A 25,945-nucleotide genomic window follows, 5' to 3' on the forward strand; every position below is an offset into this window, starting at 1 on the left:
CTGCTGCCCCCGCTCACCGCCCCCGCATCGTCGCCGCGGCGAGCTTGCCCACCAGCCCCGGCAGGCCGGCGTAGTTCGCCCTGTGATAAGGCGAATCCTGCTCCAGTACGCCGGAAATACGGCGGTGCGCCTCCGCCAGCGCGTGATACGGCAGCCCCGGCAGCAGGTGGTGCAGCGCGTGGTACCGCAGCCCCACCGGCGCCCACAGCACCGGCAGCATCGCGGGCGGCGGCACGTTGACGGTATCGAGATACTGGGCGGTGACGCTCATCGGCTCGCCCTCATTCTCCCACAGATGCGCCACCAAGGTGCGCACCTGGTTGATCAGCGCGACGCCCGAGCCCACCGCCAGGAAGATCGCGAACGCCTTGACCGACACCGCGCCCGTCGCGGTCAGCGTCAGCAGAGCGATCGCCCACAGCGAGGTGACGATCTCCCAGCGGGTCCACCGGGCCTTCTCCTCGCCCTGCGGCGCACGACGACGGAAGTGCGGGTTGATCGACAGCGCCGAGTAGCGCGCCACCACCGCCTCGCGCAGCCGCGGCGACAGCGCCGACAGCGGCGCGAGCAGCGCGTAGCGGATCAGCAGACCAATCGGTGCCAGCGCCGACACCAGGATGAAGACCGGCAGGGTCCACGGGCGCATCAGCGCCAGCGGGAGGTATTCGGGATCCTCCGAGGTGCCGTAGCGCGTCTTGGCATGGTGCAGGTTATGGACGCCCTCGTACATGAACGAAGGGATCATCATCGGCACGCCGATCAGCGCGTTCCAGCCGGCGCGGAAGCCCGGCACCGCGGCATGCTTGATGTGGCTGATCTCGTGGATCATGCTCATCCCGCGATACAGGGCGAGCACCGCGACGACCCCGGCGAGGACCGCCCAGCCGGTGGAGGCGACGGTCACCGCGACGGCGAGCGCGGCATAGCCGACCACCGCGGACCCGATCAGGTCGGCCCAGTAGAGCGCGGGGCGCGGCTGCACGAGGTCGCGGGTGAGCTCGGCGGCGGCGCGCAGCATCGCCTTGTCGTCCGCGACCGCCGCCCGTGTCGCCACAGGCGCGGTGGCCGCGTTCTCGCCCCGGCTCTCGAAGGTCATCGTGTTCATGGCGCTGTTCATTGCCCCAACATAGTGGCGACAGCGTGACCTTTACAGGACGCGCGCACTCCCCGTTGCCAGTAAAAGCTCGCTCGCTATGATCGGTTTCTCCGTTTACGGGCGAGCGCCATGTCCGATCTCTCCATCGCCCCGGTCACCACCAAAAGCGAGCGCAAGGCGTTCGTCGACCTCCCCTTCCGCCTCTACGCCGACGATCCCCACTGGGTCCCGCCGCTCAAGGGCGAGGCGCTGGGGCTGATCACGCCGGAGAAGAACGGCTGGTTCAGCCATGCCAAGGCGCAGCTCTTCCTGGCGCGGCGTGACGGCCGCGTGGTCGGGCGCATCTCGGCGCATATCGACACGCTCGCGCTCGAGATGCCAGCGGCGCAGGGCTTCGGCCCCGGTGTCGGGCAGTGGGGGCTGATGGATGCCGAGGACGAGGACATCTTCCGTGCCCTGCTGGCACGCGCCGAGGCGTGGCTGCGCGAGCAGGGCATGGTGCGCGCGCTCGGGCCGATCAGCATGTCGATCTGGGAAGAGCCGGGGCTGCTGATCCAGGGCTTCGATCAGGCGCCCACGGTGATGATGGGGCACCACAAGCCGGTCTATCGCGAATGGATCGAGCGCGCCGGCTACCAGCCCGCGAAGCAGCTGGTCACCTACGAGCTCGACATCACGCAGGAGTTCCCCCCGATCGTGAAGCGGATCATCCGTTCGGGCGAGAACAACAAGAGCATCGTCGTGCGCGAGGTGAACAAGAAGCGCTTCGACGAGGAAGCCGCGATCATCCTCGAGATCCTCAATGACGCCTGGTCGGACAACTGGGGCTTCGTCCCGCTCACCCCGCCGGAGATCAAGGACGTCGGCGTCAAGCTCAAGCCGATCGTGTTCAACGACCTGATCCGCATCGCCGAGGTCGACGGCCGGCCGGTGGCGTTCATGATCACGCTGCCGGACCTCAACGAGGCGATCCGCCCGCTGAACGGCAGCCTGCTCCCGTTCGGCTGGGCCAAATTGCTGCTGTGGCTGCGCAAGCCGCGTGTTCGCACGATGCGCGTGCCGCTGATGGGGGTGCGCAAGGAGCTGCAGTCCTCGCGGCTGGCCAGCCAGCTCGCCTTCATGATGATCGAGGCAATCCGCAAGGCGTCGGTGGCGAACTACGGTGCCTCGCGGGGCGAGATCGGCTGGATCCTCGACGACAATCAGGGGATGAACTCGATCGCCACCGCGATCGAGAGCCAGGTCAACAAGGTCTATCAGGTCTACGAGCGGACGCTCTGATCCCCGGGGGGGGGGGGGCCGGCGGCGCCGCGCGCCTCGGCCGGCGCGGCGCCGCTCCCTCCCGTCCGCCCGGTGGCGGCCGTCACAGCTTCTCGGGAACCTTGACGCCCAGTTCCTTCCACTCGGCGCGCGTGTGGCAGGCACGCTGGATGATGTGTGACCCGGTCGCCTCGGTGTTGTAGCAGTAGCGCGTGTTGGGGTTGCGTGCCTTGACGCCGCCCTCGGCCTGGGTCGCGGCTGTGGTGGCGCTCGTGGTGGTGGCGGCCGCCGCGGAGCTGGTCGGCTCGGCCTGCGCGGGCGCGACGAGGACCAGGCTGGTGAGAGCGGCGACGATGGTGGCGTTCATGGCAGTGTCTCCCTGCCCCGTTGATCGGGGACGCCAGGTGCTTTGCAGACACCGTGCCAGTCCGACGATTTGACTTTTTCTGAGGGACTTACGCCCTTCACTCGTTCTGCGGCAGCAGCGTGGCCGCCGACATCCGGCGGATTTCGCCAGAAGATGGCGAGCCCTTGTGGATAGGCGCGGGGACCCCATCTCATAGCCACTGTCCAGATTTGACCACGCGAGCCTGGATAGCTGAGAGACCGACCGCGCTCCCGCTTGCACGCAGGGAGACCGACATGGACCTCAACGAACTCTACTCCCGCCATCAGATATCGATCGCGCGCGCGTCCGACGCGGCCAACGCGAGCGGTCGGGACGCTTACCGGATCTGCGCGAAGGGCTATGCCGCGCGGATCGCCGACGTGCAGTGGCTCGCCGGCGTCGTTCGCCCGACCCTGGTTGTCGCCGCGTGAGCGACCAGCCGCAGCCCGCCCCGCGCCCGCCGCGCCGCCCCTACTTCCGGCCGGCCAGCAGCGTCCCCAAATTGTCGCCCGAGAGCGCGGCGCGCGAGAGTCAGGTGGTCCGCGCCGCGACCGAGCGGCTCGGCCTCGCCGGCGCGATGGCCTTTCTCAACGCCGATGTCGGGTTGGGGGCTCGCCCGCTCAAGCTCGCCGCGGCGAGCGACGAGGGCGCGCGTCAGGTGCTCGAGCTGATCGCGGTGCAGCAGCCTGATGGGGCTGCCTAGCGACTGATCCATCGGCTTCGCACACGCGGGAGCCTGGAGCGGTAGGTGGCTCCGTTGGTAGCCCTGGGCTCCGGCGTTCGCCGGAGCACGCCGGTGGTTCAGATCGGGTGGGAGTGTTCCACGGTTGAGCGTGCCCCTCTACTTCTCGTAGCGTCATCCTGAACCCGTTTCAGCGACCATCGCGCCGGTCGAAGAGCGGTCGCGAGGTGTGCGGATCAATATATCCTGGGACGAGCTCGGGATGACGCCGGAGGAGGAGGAGCGGAGCGGTCCGCCCCCGCTCAGAACAGGAACGCGCCGCCCAGCACCAGGCGCATGTCGGGCGAGTCATGGTTCAGCCCCGCCACGGCGAGCAGGTCGATCTGCGTCCGCTTGGTCGGCTGCCACGCCAGCGACCCTGCCGCGAGCGTCTGCGTGACATGGCCCGAGGGATCGTCGTCGCGCTCGAGCGAGAACTCCGCGACCGCGGTGAGGCTGTCGGTCAGCGCGTAGCCCAGGCCGACGACGCCGCTCGCGTCGAAATGCCGGCCCCCGCCCTCCTCGTTGGCCGCCGCGGTGGCGCGACCGGTAAAGTCGAGGCTCCACTTGTCGTTCATCTGCCAATAGACCGGCGCGATCACCCCGGCCGACCAGTCGCCGTCGCCGATCCCGCTGCGGCCGGTCGGGAGAGTGACATAGGGCTGTATCGCGGACGACAGAGCCCGCCCGTCGGGATGGCTCAGCGCGTAGCGATAGCCGATCGTCGTATCGCCCGCCCCCCACTTTCGTGAGACAGCGCCGGTGACCTTGTCGCGCGTCCGCAGCGTGCCCAACGGTGTGAACTCGACTTGCAGTTCGCTGTCGCGCGTCACGCCGATCCGCGCGGTGACGTCGCCGAACAACGTGAGGTCCTCGCGCGAGTCGCCGCTGTCGTCGCGCTGCCAATCCACGCCCGATAGCTCGACCTGCACCTGCCCTGGCATGGTGACGCAGCCGCTCGCGCCGAGTGACGGCCGGTTGGGACAGAATCGTTCGGTGACCGGCTCGTCCTGCGCGGTCGCGGGAGCGGCCACGAGCAGCAGCCCGGCGGCAAGCAGGCCGGCGCGAATCATCGCAGCCGCGCCCAGGTCGGCGCGTGGTCGCTCGCCTTCTCGCGGCCGCGATACTCCTTGTCGACGCCGGCTTCGACCAGCCGGTCGGCCACCGCCGGGCTGAGCAGCAGGTGATCGATGCGGAAGCCCGCGTCGCGCTGCCACGCACCCGCCTGATAGTCCCAGAAGGTCCAGACGCCGCCGCGCGGGTGGCGGGCGCGCAGCGCGTCGGTCCAGCCCTGCGCGACCAGCGCGCGATAGCCCTGGCGGCTCTCGGGCTGCATCAGCGCGTCGCTCGCCATCGCGCGCACGGAGAAGACGTCGTCGTCATTGGGTATGACATTATAGTCGCCCGCCAGCACCGCGGGCACTTCGCTGGCGAGAAGCTGCGCCGCGCGCGCGCGCAGCCGCTCGATCCAGCGCAGCTTGTAATCGAACTTGGGGCCGGGCTGGGGATTGCCGTTGGGCAGGTAGATCGACGCCACGGTCAGCCCGGCGACGTCGCACTCCAGGTAGCGGCTGTGCTCGTCCTCGGGCTCGCCCTCCAACCCGCGCTGGCGCTCGACCGGGTCGGCCCCGCGCGCGAGCACCGCGACGCCGTTGAAGCCCTTCTGGCCGTGCCACACCGCGCCGTAGCCGGCCGCGCGCACCTCCGCCTCGGGGAAGGTCTCGTCGCTCGACTTGAGCTCCTGGAGGCACACCACGTCGGGCTGCGCCTCCTCGAGATACTCGAGCAGCCGGGGCAGCCGCGCCTTGATGCCGTTGACGTTGTAGGTGACGATCTTCACGCGCGACGATCTACCGCGCCGCGTGCGCTTTGTCTCGCCCCGCGCGCGCCTCAGACCGAGAAGCTGGTGCCGCAGCCGCAGCCGCTGGCAGCCTGCGGGTTCTCCACCTTGAACGAAGCGCCGCCGAGCGACTCGACATAGTCGACGCTGGCGCCGCGGACGAGATCGAGGCTCATGTCGTCGACCACCAGCCGCACGCCGTCGGTCTCTACCACAAGGTCGCTCGCCTCGGGCGCGTCGGCGAAGCCGAAGCGGTACTGGAACCCCGAGCAGCCGCCGCCCTCGACCGCCAGGCGCAGGATCGCGGGCTTGTTCTGCCGCGCCGCGATCGCCGCGACGCGCGCGGCGGCGGCAGGGGTGAGCGCGATAGCGGGTGCGAGCGTGGCCATGCGGTCAAGATAGGCGTGAGGGGCGACGGGGGGAAGGGGCGCTTGATACAGGAGAGCGCACCGCCGATGGATCACTGCGGGCGTATGGCGCCCTCGCTTGCCTGCCGTCACTCCGGCCTTCGCGAGACCTTTGCAGCCTCCCCGTCATCCCGGACTTGGTCCGGGATCCACCGTGCCGCAAACCGACGGCGCGTTGTTCTCGAGGAGGCGTGGATCCCGGAACACGTCCGGGATGACGGAAGACGAGGAGCGTTGCGCGACCCTCGCAAAGGTCTCGCCGTCGCCGGGCTGACACGGAACAACGGTCGCGACTATAGCCACTTACCTCAACGAGAAAGGGCCGGCCCGCTCGGCGCGGCGCCGGCCCTCCCCTCCTAAAGCGAGGCGATCAGTCCTGCGGCGCGGGACCCGAGGTCGACACCGGGATCTGGCCGACGGCGCGGTCCTGCGCGGCCATCAGGTAATCGGCGGTGGTGAGGAACGGCACCGGGTTCACCGCATGGCCGTCGATCCGGACCTCGTAATGGAGGTGCGGGCCGGTCGAGCGCCCCGTCGAGCCCATCAGCGCGATCAGCTGGCCGCGCTTCACGCGCGTGTTGTCGGAAACGAGGATCTTCGACAGATGGCCGTAGCGCGTCGCGATGCCCTTGCCGTGGTTGATCTCGACCATGTTGCCATAGCCGCCCTGGCGACCGGCGTGGCTGATCACGCCGTCGGCGGTGGCGTAGATCGGCGTACCGCTCGGGCCGGGAATGTCGACGCCGGCGTGCATCGCCGCGGTGCCGCGGAACGGGTCGCTGCGGATGCCGAAATTGCTGGTGAACTGCAGCTTCTGCACCGGCTGCACCGAGGGGATCGCGATCACGCCCTGCTCAAGCCGGTCGAGCTTCTTCCAGCTCATGAACAGCGAGCGGAACTGCTGGTCGGCGGCGAGATCGGCGCGCGCCTCGGCGCTGTTGGCCTCGACCAGCGGGCCGCCCATCGCGCTGCCGCCCTTAGCGAGGCGCGCGGTGGAGATGCCGAGCTTGCGCACCGTCTTGGCGGTCACGGCATAGCGCTGGTCGAGCTCGCGCTGCGCCACCGCGGCGAGCTCGGCCTGGCGCGTCTCGACGCGCAGGAAGGGCTTGATCGTGTCGGCGGCGAGGCGGGTGGCGTCGGGATCGATCGCCAGCGTCGCGCGTGCCAGCTCGCGGCTCTCGCCCTCGCCGGTCAGCGCGGCGGCGAGCAGCGCCTGGCGCTGCTCGATGCGACTGGCGTGGAGCTCGGCGGTGCGACGGATGGTGGCGACACGGGTCTGGAGCTGGGTGACCTTCTGCTCCATCTTGGCCAGCTTGCGCTCACTGGTCGGCGCCGCCTTGAGCCCGGTCGCGACCGCGACCTGCTGGCTGGCGGCGACCGCGCCATAGCTGGCGAGGCCGAGGACCATCGCGGCGCCGCCGCGTGCCATCAGGCGGCGCGTGCCGTAAGCGGCGCGCAGGCGATCGAGCGGGCGCGCGGCCGGCGTGAGAGCGGTGTCGTTCATCGAACCCCAGATCAAAGACTGCGACCGGGCGGCGGGCTGCCGCGCGGTCTTCCCCTTTTCTCGTACTGTCACCCCGGAGACGAAGCCTCCCAGGCCCAAAGGTTTGTGACCTGAGCAGGGTTAATCGGGCAAGAGCAGCGGCGCCGGAGCGCGCCCGATCGACGGAGAGACGCGGCGAGTCGTTGCAATTCGCCGAGTCGAGTAGCCAGTGAGCGCGTGTTTTGCGTGAGTTGAAATCGATTCTTGGTGGCGGATCGGCGCGAGTGACTGGCACGCGGCCAGGGTTTGCTCCGATGTGGAGCGATGGAGCAAGTTCGATTTCTGAGACGATTGGGCGTAGCAGAGGCAAGACAAGCCTCCGTCATCCCGGACTTGGTCCGGGATGACGGTGGAGCTATTGACGACTACGCATCACGCAGCGGCGCCCTGATCGCGCTAGCGACGCGCGTCCGCTCGGGCTCCTGCGTCAGCCCAGCGCGCGCGCCGCCTCCAGCACCTCCTCGGCGTGGCCGGGCACCTTCACCTTGCGCCACGCGCGCACCAATCGCCCGTCGGCGCCGTAGAGGAAAGTGGCGCGCTCGATCCCCATATAGGTGCGGCCGTACATCTGTCGCTCGCCCCATACGCCGAACGCCTCGGTGACGCTGCCGTCGAGGTCGCTGCCGAGCGGAATGCCGAGCCCGTGGCGCGCGATGAACTTGTTGTGCTTGGCGACCGTGTCGCGCGAGATGCCGATGATCGTCGCGCCCGCCGCGGCGAAGCGGCTCGCCAGCGCGGAGAAGTCGAGCGCCTCATGGGTGCAGCCGGGCGTGTCGTCCTTGGGATAGAAATAGACGATCAGCGGTCGCGGCAGGTCGCGCAGCCGCAGCGGCGCGCCGTCGGTGCCGGTCACGGTGACGTCGGGGATGGTGTCCACGCGATACTCTCCTGCCACTGGGCGGCGACGCTCTCGCGCACCCGGTCCAGCGTGGCAAGCAGCGTTTCCCAGTCGGGCAGCATCACCGCGCGCGCGATCAGCGCGCGCGTCGCCGCCGCGCCGGGCTCCTGCGCGTCGGGCGCGACCAAGCGGCCGGTCACCAGCAGCCGGGCGAGCAGCGCATAAGCGTCGCGCATCGCCGGCGCGAGCGCGCCCTCGGCCACCAACGCGTCGATCGCGACGCTAAGCCGCGGGTCGAAGCCGCGCCGCCGAGTCAGTTGGGTGACGTGCACCGCAAACTCCAGGTCGACCAGCCCGCCCGGCAGCAGCTTGGCGTCGAGCGGCCCCTGCGGCGGCTTGTGCCGTGCCATCTCGGCGCGCATCTCGGCCGCCTCGGCGGGCACGTCGCGCACCGGCCGATCGCCCGCCAGCACCGCGGCGACGATCGCCTCCACCGCGGCCCGCGCATCGGGCGAGCCGAAGACGGCGCGCGCGCGGGTCAGCGCCATATGCTCCCAGGTCCACGCTTCCTCGCGCTGGTAGCGCGCGAAGCTGTCGAGGCTGACCACCAGCGGACCCTGCGCGCCGGAGGGCCGCAGCCGCGTATCGACCGGGTAGAGCGGCCCCGCCGCGGTCGGCACCGACAGCGCCGCGGTGACCCGCTGCGCCAGTCGCGTGAAATAGAGCGTCGCGCCGAGCGGCTTGGCGCCGTCCGACTCGGCGGTGAAGTCGCCGGTGAACAGGTAGATCAGGTCGAGGTCGGAGGCGTGGGTCAGCGCCATCCCGCCCATCCGGCCGAGCGCGAGGATGACCAGCTCGCCGCCCGGCACGCGACCGTGCGCGCGCTCGAACTCGGCCGCGGCGGCGCTCGCCAGCGTCTCGATCGCCGCCTCGGCCACGCGCGCATAGCCGGCCGCGACGTCGAGCGGGTCGGCCGCGCCGGCGACGATCTGCGCGCCGAGCGCGAATCGCTTTTCACCGACGACCCGCCGCACGTGATCGAGCAGCGCCTGATAATCCGCCCCCTCCTCCACCGCGCGCATCTCCGCCGCCAGCGCCGCGATCCCGCCGACGGGCGCGAAGGCGCTCGCGTCGATCAGCCCGTCGAGCAGGTTCGGCCGGCGCGCCAGCTCGTCGGCCAGGGTCGGCGCGTGGCTGAGCAGTTCGGCGAGCAGCGAGGTCAGCGCCGGGCGCGCCTCGAGCAGGCGGAAAACGTTGACCGCGCTCGGCAATCGCTCGAACAGCCGGTCGAGGCGGTTGAGCGCGACCGCGGGCACCGGCGCCTGCGCCAGCGCGCCGACCAGCGCCGGCAGCACCGCCTCCAGCGCGCTCTGCGCCGCCGCGGAGCGCAGCGCGGGGTAACGTCCCTCACGCCAGGCGGCGACGCGGCGCACCGCGTCCTCGGCGTCGGCGAAACCGGCCTCGCTCAGCGTATCGCCCAGCCGTGCGGAGTCGAACGGCAGACCCGCCGCGGAGACGGGGGCGAGCCGGTCGAACGCCGCCGCGACCCGCTCGACCTGCGGCGCGAGCAGCGCGAGCAACGCCGCGCCGTCGTCGAGCCCGTGCAGCCGCGCGCCCCGGTCAAGCGCCTCTCCCGCGGGCAGCGCATGGGTCTGGCGGTCGTCGATCATCTGCACGCGATGTTCGATCGTGCGCAGCAGCGTGTAGGCCTCCGCCAGCGCGGTGGCATCGGCGGCGTCGATCCGTCCCGCGGCGGCGAGCGCGGCGAGCGCGTCGCGGGTCGCCGGCGCGCGCAGCGACGCGTCGCGGCCGCCGTGAATCAGCTGGTGGATCTGCGCGAAGAACTCGATCTCGCGGATGCCGCCGCGGCCGCGCTTGAGGTCGTAGCCGGGACCGAACCCCTGACCCTGCGCGTGATGGTCGCGAATGCGGCGGGTGATGTCGAGGATCTCGCCGACCGCGCCGAAATCGAGGCTGCGTCGCCACACGAACGGCCGCACCGCTTCGATGAAGCGGGCGCCCAGCGCGCGGTCGCCGGCAGCCACGCGCGCGCGGATAAAGGCGGCGCGCTCCCACGGCAGCGCCTGCGACTCATAGTAACTCATCGCCGCCTCGATCGGGATCGCGATCGGCGTCGCCTCGGGCGAGGGGCGCAGCCGGAGGTCGACGCGCAGCACATAGCCGTCGGCGTCGCGTGCCTGGAGCAGCTCGAGCACGCGCCGGCCGACCCGTACCGCCGCGTCGGCGACGTCCTCGCGCGCGCGGCACGGCAGGGTCGCTGGGTCGTAGAGGAAGATCGGGTCGATGTCGGATGAATAGTTGAGCTCGCGGCTGCCCTGCTTGCCGAGTGCGATCGCGACGAAGCCGCGCGGCGCGGCGTCCGGCGTGCGTTCGGCGATCGCGCCGGCGATGGCGCGGTCCAGGGCTGAGTCCGCGAAGTCGGTGAGCCGCGCGGTAACGGCGGTGAGGTCGAACGCGCCGGCGAGGTCGCCCAGCGCCACTTCTAGCGCGAGCGCGCGTCGCTCGAGCCGAAGCTGCCGGGCGAGCGGCAGGTCAGGAAGCGAGAGTGCGGCGGCGGTAGCGGTCTCGCGCTGGAGCAGCGTGTGCAGGAAAGGCGCAAATCGTTCCGCCCGCCCGCGCGCCTCGTCGAACCGGGGAGTCATCATATCGAAACCTAAGCCGGGGTCGCACGTTGCCGCAACATGGTAGCAGACCTTCCTTCCCCATTCAGCGGCCCGCGCGGCGATTATATCGTGCGCGCGCCGCAGGCCGGGGACGTGCTCGCAGGGTCGCTGCGCGCGGCCTATCGCCGCGACAAGGCGTTGCCGAGCGACATGGCGCGCTTGCTGTCGAAGCTGGGTGGCGGCGGGCACTGACGAGCGGGGCGGAGGCGGCGACGCTTAGCCCCTGGGTCATCATGGCGTCGTCCTGAAGTTGTTTCAGGATCCACGTGTCCGAATGAGCGTCACCGAAACGCGGGCGGGCCAATCGCCGGCTAATTCAAGTGAGGCGTGAGACAGAGCGTCGCGCGCGGCGGGGTGGCGGGCCCATGCGGCGAAGTGGATCCTGACACAAATTCAGCACGACGCCGGGATCGAGCCCTACGCCAAAGCCTCAGGCGTCGCGGTCGCGGCTCAGCTCGTCTACCTCGTTCATGATCGAATCGAGCGTCGTGCGATCGCCGCTCACCTCATGATCGCGACGCGACGAGAGCGCGCCATCGGTCATCAGCGCCTCCAGCGCGACGCGGCCGCGCGCGACGCGGCTCTTGATCGTGCCGACCGCCACGCCGCAGATCTCGGCGGCTTCCTCATAGGCGAAGCCGCCCGCGCCGACGAGGATCAGCGCCTCGCGCTGCGGCTGCGGCAGGTGCATCAGCGCACGCTGCATGTCGGCGAGCTCGACGTGCTTGTCCTGGCTGGCGGGCGCGGCGAGCACACGGTCGGCGACCAGATCGTCCCACTCGCCCTTGAAGCGCGCGCGACGCATCTGGCTGAGAAAGAGGTTGCGCAGGATGATGAAGGTCCAGGCCCGCATGTTGGTGCCCGCCTGGAAGCGCTTGCGCGCCGCCCAGGCCTTGAGCAGCGTTTCCTGCACCAGATCGTCGGCGAGGTCGCGGTTGCCCGAGAGCGAGCGACCGAACGCACGCAGATGCGGGATCACCAGCGCGAGCTGTTTCTTGAACTCGGGATCCGACAGCGCGACATATTCCGTCGGCGCCGGGGCCGACGCCTCGTTCGCTTGCGAGGGTGATTGGGTCATGCCGCTCCGTCGTGCTGGCGCGGCGCCGTCCTGGCGCTCGTCCGAGGCTGGAAGATAGGTATCGGCCGGCCGGTTGGCCAGCCCGTCACGCACCACTTGTTCGAGCATCGCGTCAGGACAGGAGGATGGCGGCGAAGGCCACGACGATCAGCACCAGCGACGCCGCGAGGATGTAGCGAGTCATGCCCGGCGTGCTGCCGGCGCGGGCCTCGTCGGTCTCGAGATGAACTCGATTGTTGTCGTCTGCCATGAAGCTCAAACGCGCATCGACCGTTTTGGGTCCGTAAGGATGGGAACAAGCCGCGGAGGCGACGGGGGTTTGTTAGGCGATGGGCCGCGGTCGGCCGTCAGTGTTATCCGTCTTCGTCTACGACGCGCTGCCGGCCGAAGGTCTCGTTGCAGATCCCACATCCGCCTCTCTCCCGTCATTCCCGCAAAGGCGGGAATCCAGACGCGCTGACGTCAGCGATGAAAGCGCCACGACAGCGCGTCTGGATCCCTGCCTTCGCAGGGATGACGGTGGTGAATGGAGAGACGCCAGCAAGAGGACGAAACCTCTCGCCCCACGCTCACGCCGGGACGGTGGTCTCGTCGAAGAACAACGCCTGGCTGATCGCCGCCTTCACCGTCGAGCGCTGGAACGGCTTGGTGATCAGGAAGGTCGGCTCGGGCCGCTCGCCGGTGAGCAGCCGCTCCGGGAAGGCAGTGATGAAGATCACCGGCACGTTGAACTCGGCGAGGATGTCCTTCACCGCGTCGATGCCCGAGCTGTCGTCGGCGAGCTGGATGTCGGCCAGCACCAGGCCGGGGCGATCCTCCATCGCCAGCGCCACCGCCTCGTCGCGGGTCACCGCCACGCCGGTGACCTCATGGCCGAGGTCGCGCACGATCGACTCGATGTCCATCGCGATGATCGGCTCGTCCTCGATGATCAGCACGCGCGCGCGGGTCTGCTTCTCGATCTCGGCGAGCGCCTCGGCCACCAGCGAGTCGACCTCGGACGGCTCGACCTCGATCAGATAGGCCGCGTCCTCGGGCGTGAAGCCCTCCATCGCGGTGAGCAGCAGCGCCTGGCGCGACAGCGGCGTCATGCGCGAGAGCCGCGCGCGGGCCACCGCCTCCTGCTCCTCGGCCGGCTCGCTGCTCTCGACCTCGTCGAAATTGGCCGAGTTCCAGATCGCCTGGAAGGTGCGGTAGAGACCGAGCCGCGGGTCGACGTCGCGCGGGAACTGATCGGGCGCCGCGACGATCGCCTCCAGCGTCGCGCGGACGTAGCGGTCGCCCTGCGCCTGGCTCCCGGTCAGCGCGCGGCCGTAGCGGCGCAGGAACGGAAGATGCGGCGCGAGTTGTTGTCCGAGCGACATGTGTAGAAAGTCCTCCCTCACGGCATGGCGCGAGCGCGCCGCCGTGCGTCGTGATACCGGTCGTGGACGGTGCGCAACCGTGGCAATAAGTTCCCCCCGGCCGGCGATTTTCGTCGCACGGCGGGGGAACCATCGAAGGGCTATTTGGTTTCATCCGGCGAGCGCGGCGAACCGTGCCAGCAGCATATGGATGTTCCATCGTGTTCCGCTCGACCCGCCCAGCGGTCGCTGGGGCCGGGTTGTCTTGGGGGGTAAGCGTTGACGTCGGACAAGAAAGCGCCGGAGAAGCCGAAGAAGGGCACCGTCGCGCACTCGAAGAATCGGGACATGGGTTCGGCGTTGCGCTCCGTCTATCAGAAGACCGTCGAGGAAAGCGTGCCGGACGATCTCCTTTCCCTGCTCGGCAAGCTTGACTGACCGAGGTGGCGGCGACCGAAGCCGCTGACGTCCCGCGCCCGCCCGCGGGGCGGGGCGAGTTCGTCGGCCGATGGCCGACGGGCGCCAAACTTTTCCTGATTCTCAGCATCGCGCTGCTGCCGCTGGCGCTGATCGCGATCTTTGCCACGCTGCGCGTCACCCAGATCGCCGACACCGAGCTGCGCTCGCACCTGCGCGTCGCGGCGGCCGAGTCGAGCCGCGCGATCGCGATCGAGTTGGTCGGCGACATGACCGCGCTGCGCGTCGCGGTCGACGCGCTCACCGCCGACCGCGGCGACGCGCCGAGCTGCGCACGCGCACAGGGCGTGTTCGCGCAACAGTCGGCGGCGGGCACCGGCTTCGTCATCCTCGATCGCCTCGGCCGGCCGATCTGCGGCGAGCCCTTCCCCGGCGCCGCCGCCTTCGCGCGCCAGTCCGATCCGGCGGTGGTCAGTGCGCGGCTGATCGACGGTGCGGCGGGCGGTCGGCGTGGGCTGATGCTGCGCATCGCTGGCCGCGCCAATGGGATCAGCGCGGCCGCCTATTTTCCTGCCGCCTTCCTCCAGCAACTCAGCCGGCCGAGCGGCTTTGCGCTCGACTATGGCTCGACGCTGACACTCGGCAACCAGCGGCTGGAACTCGACCCGCTGAAGCGCGAGAGCGCGTTCGAGCGGCGCGAGGCGGCGCGCAACGATCTCGCCGTCGCCGGGCTGGCGCTGGAGATGCAGGTGCGCAGCGCACCGATCAGCTCGCCGCTGCTGATCGCGCTGGCGCTGCCGCTGCTGATGTGGGCGCTGGCCGCGGCGATCAGCTGGTTCGTGGTCGATCGCCTGCTGATCGCGCCGCTGCGCGCCCTGCGCGGCAGCATCGCCGCCTACGCGCCCGGCGACCAGCCCGACCCCGCGATGCTGCGCGCGCTGCCGGCGCAGGAGATCCGCGACCTCGGCGACACGTTCCGCGCGCTCAGCCGCACCGTGGCGCTGCACGAGGCCGGCCTCGCCGAGGGGTTGGTGCGCCAGACCAAGCTGACGCGCGAGGTGCACCATCGCGTCAAGAACAACCTCCAGGTGATCTCGAGCCTGATCAACTTCCACGCGCGCGGCGCGCGCAGCGCGGAGGCGACCCAGGCCTATGCCTCGATCCAGCGCCGCGTCGACGCGCTCGCGGTGGTCCACCGGTATCACTTCGCCGAGATGGAGGAGAATCGCGGGGTCGGGCTGCGCTCGGTGTTGGGTGAGCTGGCCTCGAGCATCCGCGCCACAGCGCCCGAGGGCACGCGGATCGGCATCGTGCTCGACATCGACCCCTTCTACGTCACACAGGACGTTGCAGTGGCCGTCGCCTTCCTCGTCACCGAGTTGGTAGAATTGGCGATGACCTGCGCGCCCGAGGCGCAGTTGCGCATCTCGCTCAAGCCCGTCGCGGGCACGGCGGAGAAGGCGATGCTGCGGCTTTCCTCGCGCGCACTCGTCGACAGCGACATCCTGCGCGACGGGCTCGGCCATCGCTACGGCCGCGTGATCGAGGGGCTGACCCGCCAGCTGCGCTCGTCGCTGCAGCACGACCCGCTTTCAGGTGCCTATGAGATTGCGGTGGCGGTGACCGGCAGCGAGTGAATCCGCGATCCGCATCGCTTTGGAAAATAATGCCGAGGCAGCGGAACCGTTCAAGGGAAGGTCCGTTGAGCAGATCGGACAGCGACCTTATGCCCCCCCCCCGCTCTCGCTGTCCGCGACATAGGCCCGGAAGCGTCCACCCCTCCCCCCCCGGTGACGCTTCCGGGCCTTTATCGTCTCACCGACATCGCCGATCTCGCCCGCAAGCTATTGCAGCGGCGGAACGATCGTGGCGGCCGCGCATTGTTGGCATGATCTTCTAGGAGGCGGTTCGATGCGTAAGGTGATGACGGTCGCGGCACTGGCCGGTGTGATGCTGGTGGCGGCGTGCAACACGGTCGGTGGCGTCGGCAAGGACGTCTCGTCCGCCGGCGACGCGGTCAGCACCGCGGCGGATAAGTCGAAGTAACGGGATCCCTTCGGGGTCGCACGGGAGGCGGGTCGCGGCGACGCGGCCCGCCTTTTGCTATGGGGTGGTGTAGGGTGCAGTCGCGGGGCGGCATGGTGCGGCGGCGATGCTCGTGCCTCTTCCTTCCATGAGAGGCGAGGTGGCAGGCCACGGACCTGGCGGAGGGGTGACCCGGCCCGTCAGGGTCAGTGAACTCACCACCCGCGACATCCCTCCGTCGGCGCTACGCGCGCGACTACTCCTTGCAGGGGAGGCTTTTAGACCGCCCTACTCCGCCTCGAGCGCGGCCGCCGTCTCACGCGCGCGCTTTCGCTCGGTGAACCAGATGCCGACGATCGCCAGCTCGTAGAGGATGACGAGCGGGATCGCGAGCAGCAGCTGCGAGCCGACATCGGGCGGGGTCAGCACCGCGGCGATGGCGAAGGCGCCGACGATCGCGTAGCGCCGCGCACCGATCAGCTGCTTGCGGGTGACGATCCCGGCTCGCTCCAGCAGCATCAGCAATACCGGCAGCAGGAAGGCCGCGCCGAAGCCGAACAGGAACTGCATGACGAAGCTGAGGTAATAGCCCATCGCCGGCAGTGCCTGCTGGTGCACGCCGCCGACCGTGCCGGAGAAGCCGAGCAGGAAGTGCAGCGCCATCGGGATGGCGACGTAATAGGCCATCGACGCGCCCAGCAGGAACAGCAGCGGCGTCGCCAGCAGGAAGGGCAGCAGCGCGCGCTTCTCCTTGCGGTACAGGCCGGGCGCGACGAACTGCCACAGCTGCATCGCGATCACCGGGAAGGAGATCATCATCGCGGCGAAGAAGGCGACCTTCACCTGGACGAAGAACGCCTCGAACAGCTGGGTGTAGATCAGCGTCTTCTGCCCCGCGCTCAGCAGCGGCTGGACAAGAAAGGCGAAGATATCCTCGGCGAAATACCAGCAGACGCCGAACGACAGCACCACCGCGGCGATGCAGTAGAGGAGGCGGCGGCGCAGCTCGAGCAGATGGTCGAGCAGCGGCGCGCGGCTGTCTTCCAGCTCGTCCACGACCTCGCTCACGACGGCGCCTTGCTGTCGGCCGCCGGAGCCTCGTGCGGCCCGCCCGGCACGACGCGCGGCTGCTCCACCATCACCGGCGGGTGATCGTCCTGCGCGTGATCGTGCGACGGCGCCAGCGACGCGTCCGAGGGCGCGTGCTCGATCTGCGCGGGCGCGTGCTCGCCGGACGCTGGCTCGGGTGGGGGCGGCGGGATCATCGGGTGCTCACGCATGATCCGCTCGTTCTCCGCCTTCCACTTCTTCTCCATCTCCTCCAGCTCGGCCTCGCGCACCATCTCGTCGAAGCCGGCGCGGAACTGGCGCCCGACCGCGCGCGCGCGGCCGACCCAATAGCCGACCACCCGCATCGCCTTGGGCAGGTCCTTGGGGCCGATCACCACCAGCGCGACCAGCGCGACCAGCAGGAACTCGGACGAATCGATGTTGAACATTCAGCGTGCCGGCCGGATGCGAGGGATCAGCGCCGCTCCTCGCGGACTCGGTCGGCGTCGCGATCGAACGCAGGCTCGGCGCTCGACTGCGCCTCGATGCGCGGCTTGGGCGCACGATCCTCGGCGTCCTCCTCGGCCATGCCCTTCTTGAAGTTCTTCACGCCCTTGGCGACGTCCCCCATCAGGTTCGAGAAGCGCCCGCCACCGAGCAGCAGGACCGCGACGATCGCGAGGATGAGGATATGCGGAAGACTGAAGCTGCCCATCACGGAATCTCCTAATTACGTGTCATCTAGTCGTCGTCGGCGTCTTTTTCCACCGCGAGTTGCTCGAAGGCGAGATCGACCGGATCGAGCAGCCCGGCGGCGCGCAGATCGTCGAGCCCGGGCAGGTCGCGCCGGCTCGCCAACCCGAAATGGGACAGGAACTCGGGGGTGGTCGCATAGGTGAGCGGGCGCCCCGGCACCTCGCGCCGCCCGGCGGGGCGCACCCAGCCCGCCTCCATCAGCACGTCGAGCGTCCCCTTGGCGACCTGGACGCCGCGGATCGCCTCGATCTCGGCGCGGCTGACCGGCTCGTGATAGGCGATGATCGCGAGCGTCTCGATCCCGGCGCGGCTGAGCCGGCGCACCTCCTCGCGATCGCGCCGCAGCAGGTGGGCGAGATCGGGCGCGGTCTGGAAATGCCAGCGCCCGCCGCGCTCGACCAGCTCGACCCCGCCGCCGCGGTAGCGCGCCGCCACCGCGGCGAGCGCGGCGCGCAGGTCGCTGCTGCCGTCACCGTCGCCGACATAGGCGCGCAGCGAGTCGATCGACAGCGGCTCGGCGCTGGCGAACAGCACCGCCTCGACCGCGCGCTCGATCGCCGCGCTCACGCCGCCGGCCGCCGCAGGTAGAGCGGCGCGAACGGCGCCTCCTGCCGCAGCTCGACCCGCCCCTGCCGCGCCAGCTCCAGCGCGGCGAGGAAGCTCGACGCCAGCGCCGAGCGGCGCAGCGCGATGCTCGCCTGCTCGGGCAGGAAGGCCTCGATCGCGCGCCAGTCGATCGCGCTGCCGACCAGCGCCGCGACTCGCGCGATCGCCGCCTCCAGCGTCATCACCTCGCGGTCGTGGACGACGTGCATGACCGGGCGCGAGCGCGCCGAAACGCGGCCGTATGCGGTCATCAGCTCGTACAGATCGGCGGTCCACTGCGCCTTGCGCACCACCCGCAATCCTTCGGGTGCCGCGCGACGGAACACGTCGCGCCCCAGCCGGTCGCGCGCCATCAGCCGCGCGCCGGCGTCGCGCATCGCGTCGAGCCGCTCGAGCCGCAGCTGCAGCCGCATCGCCAGCTCGTCGGCGTCGGGCTCCACCTCGGGGTCGCGCGGCAGCAGCAGCGCCGATTTGAGATAGGCCAGCCACGCCGCCATCACGAGATAGTCGGCGGCGAGCTCGAGCTGGAGCACGCGCGCGCGCTCGACGTAGCGCAGATACTGCTCGACGAGCGCGAGGATCGAGATCTCGCGCAGGTCCACCTTCTGCGCGCGCGCGAGCGACAGCAGCAGGTCGAGCGGACCTTCCCAGCCCTCGAGATCGAGCGTCAGCTGCTCGGGCGCGTCGCTCACCGGGTGCGGCCGACGCGAGAGGGCAAGGTGCTGACGCGGCACATGCGCCATACCGTGGCACGTCACTCGGACCGGGGCTAGAGGGGCCACACTCCTGTTCCCCGGCGGAAGCCGGAGCCCAGTTGGGGACGATGGTGAGACCCACGACGGCCTTCCCAACTGGACCCCGGCTTTCGCCGGGGAACAGCCGCATCGAGCGGCTCAGCCCCCGCCGAAGCCTACACCAGCGCCAGCAACCGGTCGCGCGTGTCGAGCAGCGCCGCCATGTCGCCCGCGGGTGGGGTCAGCGTCGCCATCGCGCGCTCCAGCCGCGCCAGCGACACCGGCGCGATGTCGTCGAGCCGCGCGACGATCTCCTCCATCTCGGGCATGCGCGCCCAGCAGTCGAGCACCAGGTCGCAGCCCGCCGCGATCGCGCCTGCCGCTTTGTCGCCCGCGGTGCCCGAGAGCGCCTTCATGTCGATGTCGTCGGTCATCAGCAGCCCGTCGAAGCCGATCCGCCCGCGGATCACCTGCTCGATCACCACCGGCGACAGCGTCGCCGGCCGCTCGCGATCCCAGGCCTCGAAGACGATATGGCTCGTCATCCCCATCGGCGCGTGCGCCAGCGCGCGGAAGGGGGCGAGATCGTCCTCCAGTTCCTCGGCCGAGGCGGTGACGGTCGGCAGGTGGTAGTGCGTGTCGAGCAGCGCGCGGCCGTGCCCCGGCATGTGCTTGACCACGCCGACGACGCCGCCCGCGGCCAGCCCCTCCAGCGTGGCCCGTCCCATGGCGGCGACTCGCATCGGCTCGCCCCCGAAGGCGCGCGACGCGATCGCCTCGGTCGTGTCGGGGCGCGCCACGTCGACAATCGGATGGCAATCGACCGTGATCCCCACCTCGGCGAGCATCAGCCCCAACGCGTGCGCGTTGGCGCGTGCCGCCTCGATCGCGGAGATCGGGGCGAGATCGTACAGCCGGTCGAACGCGGGGCCGGCGGGAAAAGCGGGCCACTCGGGCGGCCCCAGCCGCGCCACGCGCCCGCCCTCCTGATCGACCAGGATCGGCACGTCGTCGCGCCCCTCGAGCGCGCGCAGCGAGTCGGTCAGCGCGCGCAGCTGGGCACGATCCGCCACGTTGCGCTTGAACAGGATATAGCCCGCGGGGCGCGCGGCGCGGAAGAAGTCGCGCTCGGACGCGCTGAGCTCGAGGCCGGACAGGCCGAAGATGACGGGCTTCATGCGCGGCTTGTAGAGCGCGCGGGCGGACGTGGGAAATCCTCTATGATAGGCAGGCGCGGCTGGCGCCGGAGCCGGCGCGCCGATCGCGCGTTGATCGGGGTCAACCGCGGCGCTGAGGGGAGTCGCATGTCGTACCGCACACTGGCCGGGCTCGTTCTCGCTACGACGGTAGCAGCGATCGACGCGCCGCGCGCCGTCGCGCAACAGCCCGCCGGACCGCCGGACGGTACCGCGCCCAAGCAGGCCACCCCCGACGTGCTCGCCGACCAGCCGCTGATCCCGACCGAGCCGGGGCAGGAAAAGCGACGCGAGCCGCTGCGCGTGCGCCTCGGGCTTGGGCCGCAGCTGGTACCCGGCTTTCCGGGCAACGACGCGCTGCGGCTTACCCCGATGATCAGCGTCGCACGCGCGCGCGGCGACACGCCGTTCGGCTATGGCGCGCCCGACGACGGCACGACGATCGCGCTGATCCGGCGCGGCCGCACCGAGTTCGGCCCGACGGTGGAGCTGCAGGGCCGGCGCCGTACCGACGACATCGTGCCCGGCCTCCCCGCGGTCGGCCGCACCGTCGAGCTGGGCGGCTACGCGCAGACCTGGACCGACGACCGCTGGCGCTGGCACGGCGAGGTACGCAAGGGCCTGGGCGGGCACGAGGGCTGGATCAGCCAGCTCGGGGTCGATTACGTCCGCCGCGACCGTGACGCCTGGCTCGTCTCGCTCGGCCCGCGCGTGGTGGTGACCGACTCACGCTACCAGCGCGCCTGGTTCGGCGTCTCCCCCGAGGCGGCGGGGCGGACCGGACTGGCGGCCTACTCCCCCGGAGGCGGGATCCAGTCGTTGGGCGCGACCAGCCGCGTGATCTACGCGCTGACGCCGCGCTGGGGCGTGCAGGCGCAGGCGGTGTACCAGCGGCTGATCGACGACGCCGCGCGCTCGCCGGTGATCCGGCGAGTGAACTCGCAGGACCAGCTCTCGGCGGGGATCGCGCTTACCTATACCTTCTCGATCCGACGGTGATGCTATGGCGCGCTCGGTGAGGTGTCGCGCGCGCCTTACCCGTCGGAGTGACCATCTTCTGTCCTTTTACTTCAAGGGGGTCGACCTGATGACACTGGTTAAAATGACAGTGTAGTGCCCGGCTCCGTCGTGGGATGCCGCGACGACCGCCGTGCGCGCCTCACCCGCTCACGCGCAATTCATCGCGGACGCTCCATATAGCGCCTATGTACGCGGCAGCTCGGCAGGATCGGTACGGCGCGGCGCTCGCCTCGGCGGCGCTGACGCTGCTGCTCGGCTGGGCGCTGCTGGTCGGGCTCGCCGGCGGCGCGGCGCGCGAGCGGGTCGACCAGGGACTCGCCCTGTTCCAGCCCACGCCACCGCCGCCGCGCCCCGAGACCAAGGTGGCGCCGCAGCGCGCGACGAGCCCGCGCCGCTCGGGCCGCGCTGCCCCGCCCAACATCCGCAGCCAGGCGACCCAGGTGGCGGCGCCGCGCCCGATCGTGGTCGTGCCGGTGCCGCCGCCGCCGATCACCGTCGCGCTCCAGCCGTTCGCCGGCAGCGCGCCGACGCAGGGCGCGACCGAGCGGGTTGGCCCCGGCACCGGCGCGGGCGGGGCGGGCGACGGGACCGGCAGCGGTGGCTGGGGTGACGGGGACGGCGGCGGCGGCGGTGATCGCGCCCCGCTGTGGAAGCGCGGCCGGCTGACCGACGCCGATTATCCCCGGGAGGTCGGCGAGGCGGGCTTCCAGGGCACCGTCACGGTCAAGTTCCTGGTGTGGACCGACGGGCGCGTCCGCGACTGCGAGGTGATGCGATCGAGCGGCAGCGCGGCGCTTGACGCGACGACCTGCCGCCTGATCCAGCGCCGCTTCCGCTACGACCCCTCGCGTGACGCGGCCGGCCGGCCGGTGCCGGCGTGGATCCTTGAGAATCACGAGTGGGTGATCGAGGCGGAACCCGCGACGCGCTGACCGTCGTCGCGACGTGCTGCCCGCGCGGCGCCCCCTCGGCGCGCGCTCCTCGTGAAGCGTATCGGCGGTGACGCTACCGCCGCGCGAGTTCGCGTCCGCCGCCCGGCTCCATCATGGCGCCGGCGACATACGCCTCGTCGGTCACCTCGACCGTGGCGCCCAGCGCGGTCGCGGCGAACAGCTTCTTGGCGAAGGCCGCAGGCAATCGCACACAGCCGTGCGACGCCGGGAAACCGGGGTTGCGTCCGGCATGGAGCGCGACGCCGTCCCAGGTCAGCCGCTGCATGAACGGCATCGGTGCGTCGTCGTAGAGGTTCGAGCGATGCATCGCTTTCTTCTCGAGGATCGTGAAGCGGCCGAGCGGCGTCGGCTTCTCGTCCGAGCCGGTCGACACCGACGAGGCCGCGATCATCTTGCTCCCGCGAAACACATAGGCGCGCTGGTCGGGCAGAGAGATCAGCACGCTCACCGGGCCGGTGGCAGCGGCGTCGTCGGCCCAGAGGTAACGGCCGGGCGCCATCACCGCCGCCGCCTCGGTGATCGCGCGGTCGTCCATCGTCTCCGCCCGCGCGGCCGGCGTCGCACCGACGACAAGCGCGATCGCACCGACCAGCGGCAGCACGGAACTCATGGTTCCACGAGCAGCGAATCGCCGCATCAAGGCCTCCATCACGATCGAATTATCGCCCGTCACGCGCTCACGCCCGGGCCGGTCGCTGCAACAAACGCGCCATTAGCCTTTTGGTGCCAGCGACGAAGCGTTGCGCTTTCACGGCAAGTGATCGGAACGAGCGCACGACACGCCGCAAACGTTGACGATCGTTAACCAGGTCCATGCTATACCCCAGCCAATGGAGCGGGGATTAACCGAAGTGATGATGGACACGCACGACCGGGTGCATTCGCGCCGTGCTTTGTTGAAGACCGGCGGACTGTTCGCGGGTGCTCTGATGATCCCGGGCGCGGTGTCGGCAGGGATGCGCGATCGCGCGCGTGGCAACCCTGAAAGCCTGGTACCGCATGATTTCTTCCAGACGCCGCACGCCCCGGCACCGCGCCCGGTGATGGCCGCGCCGGCACGGCCGACGGCGATCTCGGCGCCCGGGGTCAACCCGCGGCTGCTGCAGCGCGCGATGGCGGCGCTCGAGCGTCATGGCGACCGGATCGCCCAGCGCGATCGTATCGCCGTGGCCGACTTCAGCACGGGCTCCAGCGAGCCGCGCTTCCACTTGATCAACCTGGAGAGCGGTCGCACCGTCTCCAAGCTCGTCGCGCACGGCAGCGGCTCAGACCCGACGCACACCGGTTATCTCCAGCATTTCTCCAATACCGACGGTTCGAACGCCTCGTGCGAGGGCGCCTTCCTCGCGGCCGACTATTATGTCGGCAAGCACGGCAAGTCGCAGCGGCTGATCGGTCTCGACCGCACCAACGACAATGCGCTGTCGCGCGCGATCGTGGTGCACGCCGCTTGGTACGCCAACCCCGAGATGATCCGGCAGCGCGGCATGTTGGGGCGCAGCCAGGGCTGTTTCGCGGTGGGCGAGAGTGAGCTGGCGGAGGTGTTCGAGCGGCTCGGGCCGGGCCGGATGATCTACGCCGCCAAGGTGTGAGGCGTCACGCGCCCCGGCGGTCGAACGCGGCCAGCTCATAGGCGATCGACGCCTCGACCAGTCGCTCCCACAGCGCCGCGATCACGTCGCCGGGCAGCCCCTGCGCTTCCGCCGCTGCGCGCGCCTGCGCGATCACCTGCGCCTTGCGCGCCTCGTCGCGGACGTGACCGCGCTCGGGTTTGATGCGCGCCGCGGCGTCCATGTAATCGAAGCGGCGGCGCAGTAGCGCGACCAGCTCGCGGTCGAGCGAGTCGACGCCCGCGCGCACCTCCGCCATGTTGGTGCAATCGGGGCCTGCCAGGATCTCGGTCATGCCGCGCTGCCTGCCCGCGTGGGGCGATGCTGTCCAGAGCGGCGCTCTGCCGTGGCAGCGGGGATGACGCTTGCCCGCGCGTCACGAATCGGTTAGGCGCGCTGGGCCTTCCGGCGCGCCGGGATGCGGGTGTAGCTCAATGGTAGAGCAGAAGCTTCCCAAGCTTACGACGAGGGTTCGATTCCCTTCACCCGCTCCATTGTAATCGCTCGGCTTTCCGCTTCACGGGCGTTCCTCATTCCAACTCTGGCGACTTGGAATCGCCGTGAGCAGCGCCCGGTCGTCAGCGTAGAAGCGGAAGTGCGGGTCGAACGTCACCGCACCACCCCGCGCCGCCGCGTCAGTCGTCGGAGTAGGTCACGCCCGACGCGCGCAGCTCGCCGCGCATCCGTGCGAGCGGGCGCGAATAGGTCTCCTCGCCCATCATCGCGGGGAGCTCGTCGCTCGACAGCACCTCGTAGCGCGCCAGCGCACCGTCGACGATCATTGTCGCGGCCATCACATGTGCCTGGGTACGCCGCTCGTGTGCCGCCCCCGCCACGTCCTTGAGCCCGCGTCGGACTTGGTTCACCGCTACACGCAGCTAGCAAGCTCAATACTCCGCTGATCACAGCGATCGACAACATATCTACTTGGAGCGTTCTTCTAGGGCGAGCGCAGCGTCGCGGACTGATGCTGCACTCTAGTCTGAGAACATCGGCCCTGCGAGCGTGGACCCTCATTGCAGGTCGGCACGCGGGCGATCTGTTCTCTATTGAACCGCCTTTCGACAGGGCCTTAGCGCCCTGGCAGCCGTTCCGGGTCAGGCACGGCTGCTGTCTCGCCCTCCACCAGCACCCGACGCCGCAGCAGCGCCTCGGGCATCTCGGCGCGGATGTAGGCGAGCAGCGCCTCGCGCACGTCGCAGCGCAGGTCGAACGCGGTGGAGGCGTCGCGCGCGGTCATCAGCCCGCGCAACTCGATCGAGCCGTCGGGCTTGGTGTCGGTCACCTGCAGGTTCCAGAAGCGCTTGTCCCAGCGCGGATTGCCCGTGACGATCTCGCCGAGCTTCGCACGCAGCCGCTCGACGTCCACCGCCGGGTCGAGATACCAGAACACGCTCCCCAACAGCGCGCTCGACTGGCGCGTCCAGTTCTGGAAGCTCTGCTCGAGGAACTTGGAGACGGGCACCACCAGCCGGCGCTCGTCCCAGATCTTGACGACGACATAAGTCAGCCGGATCTCCTCGATCCGCCCCCATTCGCCGTCCATGATCACCACGTCGTCGATGCGGATCGGCTCGGTGAAGATCATCTGGAAGCCCGCGATCAGATTCTTCAGCGCCGGCTGCGCGGCGGCGCCCACCGCCAGACCGGCGAGCCCCGCCGAGGCCGCCAGCGTCACGCCCAGGCTGCGCACGCTCGGAATCGTCATCAGCATCGTGCAGATCGTCACCAGCAGGATAAGCGAGACGATGATCTGGCGCAGGATGCCGAGCCGGGTACGGCGCCGCCGCGCGCGCAGATTGTCCTCCACGCTGATGTCGGCGCGGCGCATCATCACGTCGATCACCGTCCCGATCGCGACGATCGCACACCAGCCCATCAGGCCAGGGACGAGCAGCGCGGAGAGCCGCGCCCACAGGGTCGCGGCGCCGCGCGTCAGGTCGAGCGCGGGCTGCACCGCTGCCAGCGCGATCGCGATCAGCAGCCAGCGCAGCAGCTTGCGCACCCGTTCGACGAACACCGCCGCGGTGCTCTCGGGGCGCGCGCGGGTGGCGCGCCGGGCCACCCAGACGATCACGCGATGCGCCACCAGCGCCAGCGCCACCGCACCCACGACATAGGAGAGACCGAGCAGCCAGTCCGGCATCTCGCGCGTCCACGCGCGCAGCGTTCGGGTCAGCGCAGTCATCGGTGCTCCCTGAGATGCGTCGTGTTCCGGCGGCGCAACGAGGGCGCATGGGCCGACGTTCCCTTGTCGTCGCGCTGAGCTGTCGACCGACGCGGTCGAGGCGGGGCACAGAGGCAGCGCGCTGTGCCCTCCACCTGGCGTCATCCTGAACTCGTTTCAGGATGCACCGATCCGTAGCCTCCGCGCCCGGTT

At 70.2% G+C, this 25,945-nt stretch carries 31 protein-coding genes and 1 tRNA gene; 11 read left to right on the plus strand and 21 right to left on the minus strand.

Annotation, left to right across the window (positions count from 1 at the left end; all coding sequences use genetic code 11):
- Positions 1-13: 13 nt before the first annotated feature.
- Positions 14-1,117, minus strand: a complete 1,104-nt coding sequence (locus tag FHY02_RS18000) for a fatty acid desaturase (protein ID WP_260172981.1) — start codon at positions 1,115-1,117, stop codon at positions 14-16.
- Positions 1,118-1,225: 108 nt separating this feature from the next.
- Between FHY02_RS18000 and FHY02_RS18005 the strand changes: the two genes are divergently transcribed.
- Entirely contained in the window at positions 1,226-2,377 is a 1,152-nt protein-coding gene (locus FHY02_RS18005; RefSeq protein WP_183924813.1) for an N-acetyltransferase, read from the plus strand.
- A gap of 82 nt (positions 2,378-2,459) precedes the next feature.
- Here FHY02_RS18005 and FHY02_RS18010 read toward each other — a convergent pair whose 3' ends face one another.
- The gene (locus FHY02_RS18010) at positions 2,460-2,723 is read right to left on the minus strand and encodes a hypothetical protein (protein WP_183924815.1); all 264 of its coding nucleotides are present in this window, start codon (positions 2,721-2,723) and stop codon (positions 2,460-2,462) included.
- Between the two features lie 275 nt (positions 2,724-2,998).
- Between FHY02_RS18010 and FHY02_RS18015 the strand changes: the two genes are divergently transcribed.
- Both FHY02_RS18015 and FHY02_RS18020 read left to right on the plus strand, forming a co-directional pair.
- A complete protein-coding gene (locus FHY02_RS18015) occupies positions 2,999-3,175 on the plus strand; it encodes a hypothetical protein (RefSeq protein WP_183924817.1) in 177 nt (58 codons plus the stop codon).
- Positions 3,172-3,447, plus strand: coding sequence for a hypothetical protein (locus tag FHY02_RS18020; protein ID WP_183924819.1), 276 nt, complete (start codon positions 3,172-3,174; stop codon positions 3,445-3,447). Before FHY02_RS18015 ends, FHY02_RS18020 begins: the two co-directional genes overlap by 4 nt.
- A 281-nt stretch (positions 3,448-3,728) precedes the next feature.
- On the opposite strand, the gene FHY02_RS18025 is transcribed toward FHY02_RS18020, so the two are convergent.
- From FHY02_RS18025 to FHY02_RS18050, 6 genes are all read right to left on the minus strand, one after another.
- A complete protein-coding gene (locus FHY02_RS18025; RefSeq protein ID WP_183924821.1) occupies positions 3,729-4,538 on the minus strand; it encodes a transporter in 810 nt (269 codons plus the stop codon).
- A complete protein-coding gene (xth, locus tag FHY02_RS18030; protein ID WP_183924823.1) occupies positions 4,535-5,305 on the minus strand; it encodes an exodeoxyribonuclease III in 771 nt (256 codons plus the stop codon). Before xth ends, FHY02_RS18025 begins: the two co-directional genes overlap by 4 nt.
- Positions 5,306-5,355: 50 nt before the next feature.
- A complete protein-coding gene (gene erpA, locus FHY02_RS18035; RefSeq protein ID WP_183924825.1) occupies positions 5,356-5,694 on the minus strand; it encodes an iron-sulfur cluster insertion protein ErpA in 339 nt (112 codons plus the stop codon).
- Positions 5,695-6,082: 388 nt separating this feature from the next.
- Positions 6,083-7,216, minus strand: a complete 1,134-nt coding sequence (locus tag FHY02_RS18040; protein ID WP_183924827.1) for a M23 family metallopeptidase — start codon at positions 7,214-7,216, stop codon at positions 6,083-6,085.
- A 466-nt stretch (positions 7,217-7,682) separates the two neighbouring features.
- Positions 7,683-8,132, minus strand: coding sequence for a peroxiredoxin (locus FHY02_RS18045; protein ID WP_311731877.1), 450 nt, complete (start codon positions 8,130-8,132; stop codon positions 7,683-7,685).
- Positions 8,105-10,756, minus strand: a complete 2,652-nt coding sequence (locus FHY02_RS18050) for a bifunctional [glutamine synthetase] adenylyltransferase/[glutamine synthetase]-adenylyl-L-tyrosine phosphorylase (protein ID WP_183924832.1) — start codon at positions 10,754-10,756, stop codon at positions 8,105-8,107. Before FHY02_RS18050 ends, FHY02_RS18045 begins: the two co-directional genes overlap by 28 nt.
- Positions 10,757-10,795: 39 nt before the next feature.
- Here FHY02_RS18050 and FHY02_RS18055 point away from each other — a divergent pair, with 39 nt between their 5' ends.
- Positions 10,796-10,969: a hypothetical protein gene (locus FHY02_RS18055; protein WP_183924833.1), complete on the plus strand. Its 174-nt coding sequence runs from the start codon at positions 10,796-10,798 to the stop codon at positions 10,967-10,969.
- A gap of 238 nt (positions 10,970-11,207) precedes the next feature.
- Here FHY02_RS18055 and FHY02_RS18060 read toward each other — a convergent pair whose 3' ends face one another.
- The 3 genes from FHY02_RS18060 to FHY02_RS18070 all read right to left on the minus strand — a co-directional run bounded on the left by FHY02_RS18060 (position 11,208) and on the right by FHY02_RS18070 (position 13,219).
- Positions 11,208-11,855 (minus strand): sigma-70 family RNA polymerase sigma factor, encoded by a 648-nt coding sequence (locus tag FHY02_RS18060; protein ID WP_183924975.1) that lies wholly within the window; start codon positions 11,853-11,855, stop codon positions 11,208-11,210.
- A 112-nt stretch (positions 11,856-11,967) separates the two neighbouring features.
- The gene (locus FHY02_RS18065) at positions 11,968-12,105 is read right to left on the minus strand and encodes a hypothetical protein (RefSeq protein WP_183924834.1); all 138 of its coding nucleotides are present in this window, start codon (positions 12,103-12,105) and stop codon (positions 11,968-11,970) included.
- A 319-nt stretch (positions 12,106-12,424) separates the two neighbouring features.
- The gene (locus FHY02_RS18070; RefSeq protein WP_183924835.1) at positions 12,425-13,219 is read right to left on the minus strand and encodes a response regulator; all 795 of its coding nucleotides are present in this window, start codon (positions 13,217-13,219) and stop codon (positions 12,425-12,427) included.
- Between the two features lie 258 nt (positions 13,220-13,477).
- On the opposite strand from FHY02_RS18070, the gene FHY02_RS23105 reads away from it, so the two are divergent.
- From FHY02_RS23105 to FHY02_RS18085, 3 genes are all read left to right on the plus strand, one after another.
- Positions 13,478-13,636, plus strand: a complete 159-nt coding sequence (locus FHY02_RS23105; RefSeq protein ID WP_258047785.1) for a NepR family anti-sigma factor — start codon at positions 13,478-13,480, stop codon at positions 13,634-13,636.
- A 5-nt stretch (positions 13,637-13,641) separates the two neighbouring features.
- Entirely contained in the window at positions 13,642-15,252 is a 1,611-nt protein-coding gene (locus tag FHY02_RS18080; RefSeq protein WP_183924837.1) for a sensor histidine kinase, read from the plus strand.
- 274 nt (positions 15,253-15,526) lie between these two features.
- Positions 15,527-15,661 carry an entericidin A/B family lipoprotein gene (locus FHY02_RS18085; protein ID WP_183924839.1) on the plus strand — a complete coding sequence of 45 codons (135 nt, stop codon included), beginning with the start codon at positions 15,527-15,529 and terminating at the stop codon, positions 15,659-15,661.
- Between the two features lie 267 nt (positions 15,662-15,928).
- Here FHY02_RS18085 and tatC read toward each other — a convergent pair whose 3' ends face one another.
- The 6 genes from tatC to FHY02_RS18115 all read right to left on the minus strand — a co-directional run bounded on the left by tatC (position 15,929) and on the right by FHY02_RS18115 (position 19,964).
- Positions 15,929-16,708, minus strand: a complete 780-nt coding sequence (gene tatC / locus FHY02_RS18090; RefSeq protein WP_183924842.1) for a twin-arginine translocase subunit TatC — start codon at positions 16,706-16,708, stop codon at positions 15,929-15,931.
- On the minus strand, positions 16,705-17,139 hold the full coding sequence (gene tatB / locus FHY02_RS18095) for a Sec-independent protein translocase protein TatB (protein ID WP_183924844.1): 435 nt from the start codon (positions 17,137-17,139) through the stop codon (positions 16,705-16,707). Before tatB ends, tatC begins: the two co-directional genes overlap by 4 nt.
- Before the next feature lie 26 nt (positions 17,140-17,165).
- On the minus strand, positions 17,166-17,405 hold the full coding sequence (locus FHY02_RS18100; protein ID WP_132910323.1) for a twin-arginine translocase TatA/TatE family subunit: 240 nt from the start codon (positions 17,403-17,405) through the stop codon (positions 17,166-17,168).
- Between the two features lie 26 nt (positions 17,406-17,431).
- On the minus strand, positions 17,432-18,013 hold the full coding sequence (scpB, locus tag FHY02_RS18105; RefSeq protein WP_183924846.1) for an SMC-Scp complex subunit ScpB: 582 nt from the start codon (positions 18,011-18,013) through the stop codon (positions 17,432-17,434).
- On the minus strand, positions 18,010-18,744 hold the full coding sequence (locus tag FHY02_RS18110) for a ScpA family protein (protein ID WP_311721578.1): 735 nt from the start codon (positions 18,742-18,744) through the stop codon (positions 18,010-18,012). The genes scpB and FHY02_RS18110 overlap by 4 nt, the downstream gene beginning before the upstream one ends.
- 218 nt (positions 18,745-18,962) lie before the next feature.
- Positions 18,963-19,964, minus strand: coding sequence for a glycoside hydrolase family 3 protein (locus tag FHY02_RS18115; RefSeq protein WP_183924850.1), 1,002 nt, complete (start codon positions 19,962-19,964; stop codon positions 18,963-18,965).
- A gap of 126 nt (positions 19,965-20,090) precedes the next feature.
- On the opposite strand from FHY02_RS18115, the gene FHY02_RS18120 reads away from it, so the two are divergent.
- A complete protein-coding gene (locus FHY02_RS18120) occupies positions 20,091-20,981 on the plus strand; it encodes a MipA/OmpV family protein (RefSeq protein ID WP_183924852.1) in 891 nt (296 codons plus the stop codon).
- A 206-nt stretch (positions 20,982-21,187) separates the two neighbouring features.
- Positions 21,188-21,934 (plus strand): energy transducer TonB, encoded by a 747-nt coding sequence (locus FHY02_RS18125; protein WP_183924854.1) that lies wholly within the window; start codon positions 21,188-21,190, stop codon positions 21,932-21,934.
- A 73-nt stretch (positions 21,935-22,007) separates the two neighbouring features.
- Here FHY02_RS18125 and FHY02_RS18130 read toward each other — a convergent pair whose 3' ends face one another.
- On the minus strand, positions 22,008-22,565 hold the full coding sequence (locus FHY02_RS18130; RefSeq protein ID WP_183924856.1) for a L,D-transpeptidase family protein: 558 nt from the start codon (positions 22,563-22,565) through the stop codon (positions 22,008-22,010).
- Positions 22,566-22,785: 220 nt separating this feature from the next.
- On the opposite strand from FHY02_RS18130, the gene FHY02_RS18135 reads away from it, so the two are divergent.
- Positions 22,786-23,547 carry a murein L,D-transpeptidase catalytic domain family protein gene (locus FHY02_RS18135; RefSeq protein WP_260158903.1) on the plus strand — a complete coding sequence of 254 codons (762 nt, stop codon included), beginning with the start codon at positions 22,786-22,788 and terminating at the stop codon, positions 23,545-23,547.
- 4 nt (positions 23,548-23,551) lie between these two features.
- Here FHY02_RS18135 and FHY02_RS18140 read toward each other — a convergent pair whose 3' ends face one another.
- The gene (locus FHY02_RS18140; RefSeq protein ID WP_183924858.1) at positions 23,552-23,860 is read right to left on the minus strand and encodes a chorismate mutase; all 309 of its coding nucleotides are present in this window, start codon (positions 23,858-23,860) and stop codon (positions 23,552-23,554) included.
- Positions 23,861-23,985: 125 nt separating this feature from the next.
- Here FHY02_RS18140 and FHY02_RS18145 point away from each other — a divergent pair.
- Positions 23,986-24,059, plus strand: a tRNA-Gly gene (locus FHY02_RS18145).
- Positions 24,060-24,200: 141 nt separating this feature from the next.
- Here FHY02_RS18145 and FHY02_RS18150 read toward each other — a convergent pair.
- Together FHY02_RS18150 and FHY02_RS18155 are read right to left on the minus strand one after the other, a co-directional pair.
- A complete protein-coding gene (locus tag FHY02_RS18150; RefSeq protein WP_183924860.1) occupies positions 24,201-24,431 on the minus strand; it encodes a hypothetical protein in 231 nt (76 codons plus the stop codon).
- A gap of 206 nt (positions 24,432-24,637) precedes the next feature.
- Positions 24,638-25,753 (minus strand): mechanosensitive ion channel family protein, encoded by a 1,116-nt coding sequence (locus tag FHY02_RS18155; RefSeq protein WP_260172982.1) that lies wholly within the window; start codon positions 25,751-25,753, stop codon positions 24,638-24,640.
- Between the last annotated feature and the right edge of the window lie 192 nt (positions 25,754-25,945).

Source organism: Sphingomonas sp. BK069, assembly GCF_014193405.1.
Taxonomy (GTDB): Bacteria; Pseudomonadota; Alphaproteobacteria; order Sphingomonadales; family Sphingomonadaceae; genus Sphingomonas.

Bases quoted from the DNA above. Each gene is read 5' to 3' on its own strand.
- FHY02_RS18000 (WP_260172981.1), bottom strand. From the start codon at position 1,117: ATGAACAGCGCCATGAACACGATGACCTTCGAGAGCCGGGGCGAGAAC.
- FHY02_RS18005 (WP_183924813.1), top strand. From the start codon at position 1,226: ATGTCCGATCTCTCCATCGCCCCGGTCACCACCAAAAGCGAGCGCAAG.
- FHY02_RS18010 (WP_183924815.1), bottom strand. From the start codon at position 2,723: ATGAACGCCACCATCGTCGCCGCTCTCACCAGCCTGGTCCTCGTCGCG.
- FHY02_RS18015 (WP_183924817.1), top strand. From the start codon at position 2,999: ATGGACCTCAACGAACTCTACTCCCGCCATCAGATATCGATCGCGCGC.
- FHY02_RS18025 (WP_183924821.1), bottom strand. From the start codon at position 4,538: ATGATTCGCGCCGGCCTGCTTGCCGCCGGGCTGCTGCTCGTGGCCGCT.
- erpA (WP_183924825.1), bottom strand. From the start codon at position 5,694: ATGGCCACGCTCGCACCCGCTATCGCGCTCACCCCTGCCGCCGCCGCG.
- FHY02_RS18040 (WP_183924827.1), bottom strand. From the start codon at position 7,216: ATGAACGACACCGCTCTCACGCCGGCCGCGCGCCCGCTCGATCGCCTG.
- FHY02_RS18050 (WP_183924832.1), bottom strand. From the start codon at position 10,756: ATGACTCCCCGGTTCGACGAGGCGCGCGGGCGGGCGGAACGATTTGCG.
- FHY02_RS18055 (WP_183924833.1), top strand. From the start codon at position 10,796: ATGGTAGCAGACCTTCCTTCCCCATTCAGCGGCCCGCGCGGCGATTAT.
- FHY02_RS18060 (WP_183924975.1), bottom strand. From the start codon at position 11,855: ATGACCCAATCACCCTCGCAAGCGAACGAGGCGTCGGCCCCGGCGCCG.
- FHY02_RS18065 (WP_183924834.1), bottom strand. From the start codon at position 12,105: ATGGCAGACGACAACAATCGAGTTCATCTCGAGACCGACGAGGCCCGC.
- FHY02_RS18070 (WP_183924835.1), bottom strand. From the start codon at position 13,219: ATGTCGCTCGGACAACAACTCGCGCCGCATCTTCCGTTCCTGCGCCGC.
- FHY02_RS18085 (WP_183924839.1), top strand. From the start codon at position 15,527: ATGCGTAAGGTGATGACGGTCGCGGCACTGGCCGGTGTGATGCTGGTG.
- tatB (WP_183924844.1), bottom strand. From the start codon at position 17,139: ATGTTCAACATCGATTCGTCCGAGTTCCTGCTGGTCGCGCTGGTCGCG.
- FHY02_RS18100 (WP_132910323.1), bottom strand. From the start codon at position 17,405: ATGGGCAGCTTCAGTCTTCCGCATATCCTCATCCTCGCGATCGTCGCG.
- FHY02_RS18115 (WP_183924850.1), bottom strand. From the start codon at position 19,964: ATGAAGCCCGTCATCTTCGGCCTGTCCGGCCTCGAGCTCAGCGCGTCC.
- FHY02_RS18120 (WP_183924852.1), top strand. From the start codon at position 20,091: ATGTCGTACCGCACACTGGCCGGGCTCGTTCTCGCTACGACGGTAGCA.
- FHY02_RS18125 (WP_183924854.1), top strand. From the start codon at position 21,188: ATGTACGCGGCAGCTCGGCAGGATCGGTACGGCGCGGCGCTCGCCTCG.
- FHY02_RS18130 (WP_183924856.1), bottom strand. From the start codon at position 22,565: ATGAGTTCCGTGCTGCCGCTGGTCGGTGCGATCGCGCTTGTCGTCGGT.
- FHY02_RS18135 (WP_260158903.1), top strand. From the start codon at position 22,786: ATGGAGCGGGGATTAACCGAAGTGATGATGGACACGCACGACCGGGTG.
- FHY02_RS18140 (WP_183924858.1), bottom strand. From the start codon at position 23,860: ATGACCGAGATCCTGGCAGGCCCCGATTGCACCAACATGGCGGAGGTG.
- FHY02_RS18155 (WP_260172982.1), bottom strand. From the start codon at position 25,753: ATGACTGCGCTGACCCGAACGCTGCGCGCGTGGACGCGCGAGATGCCG.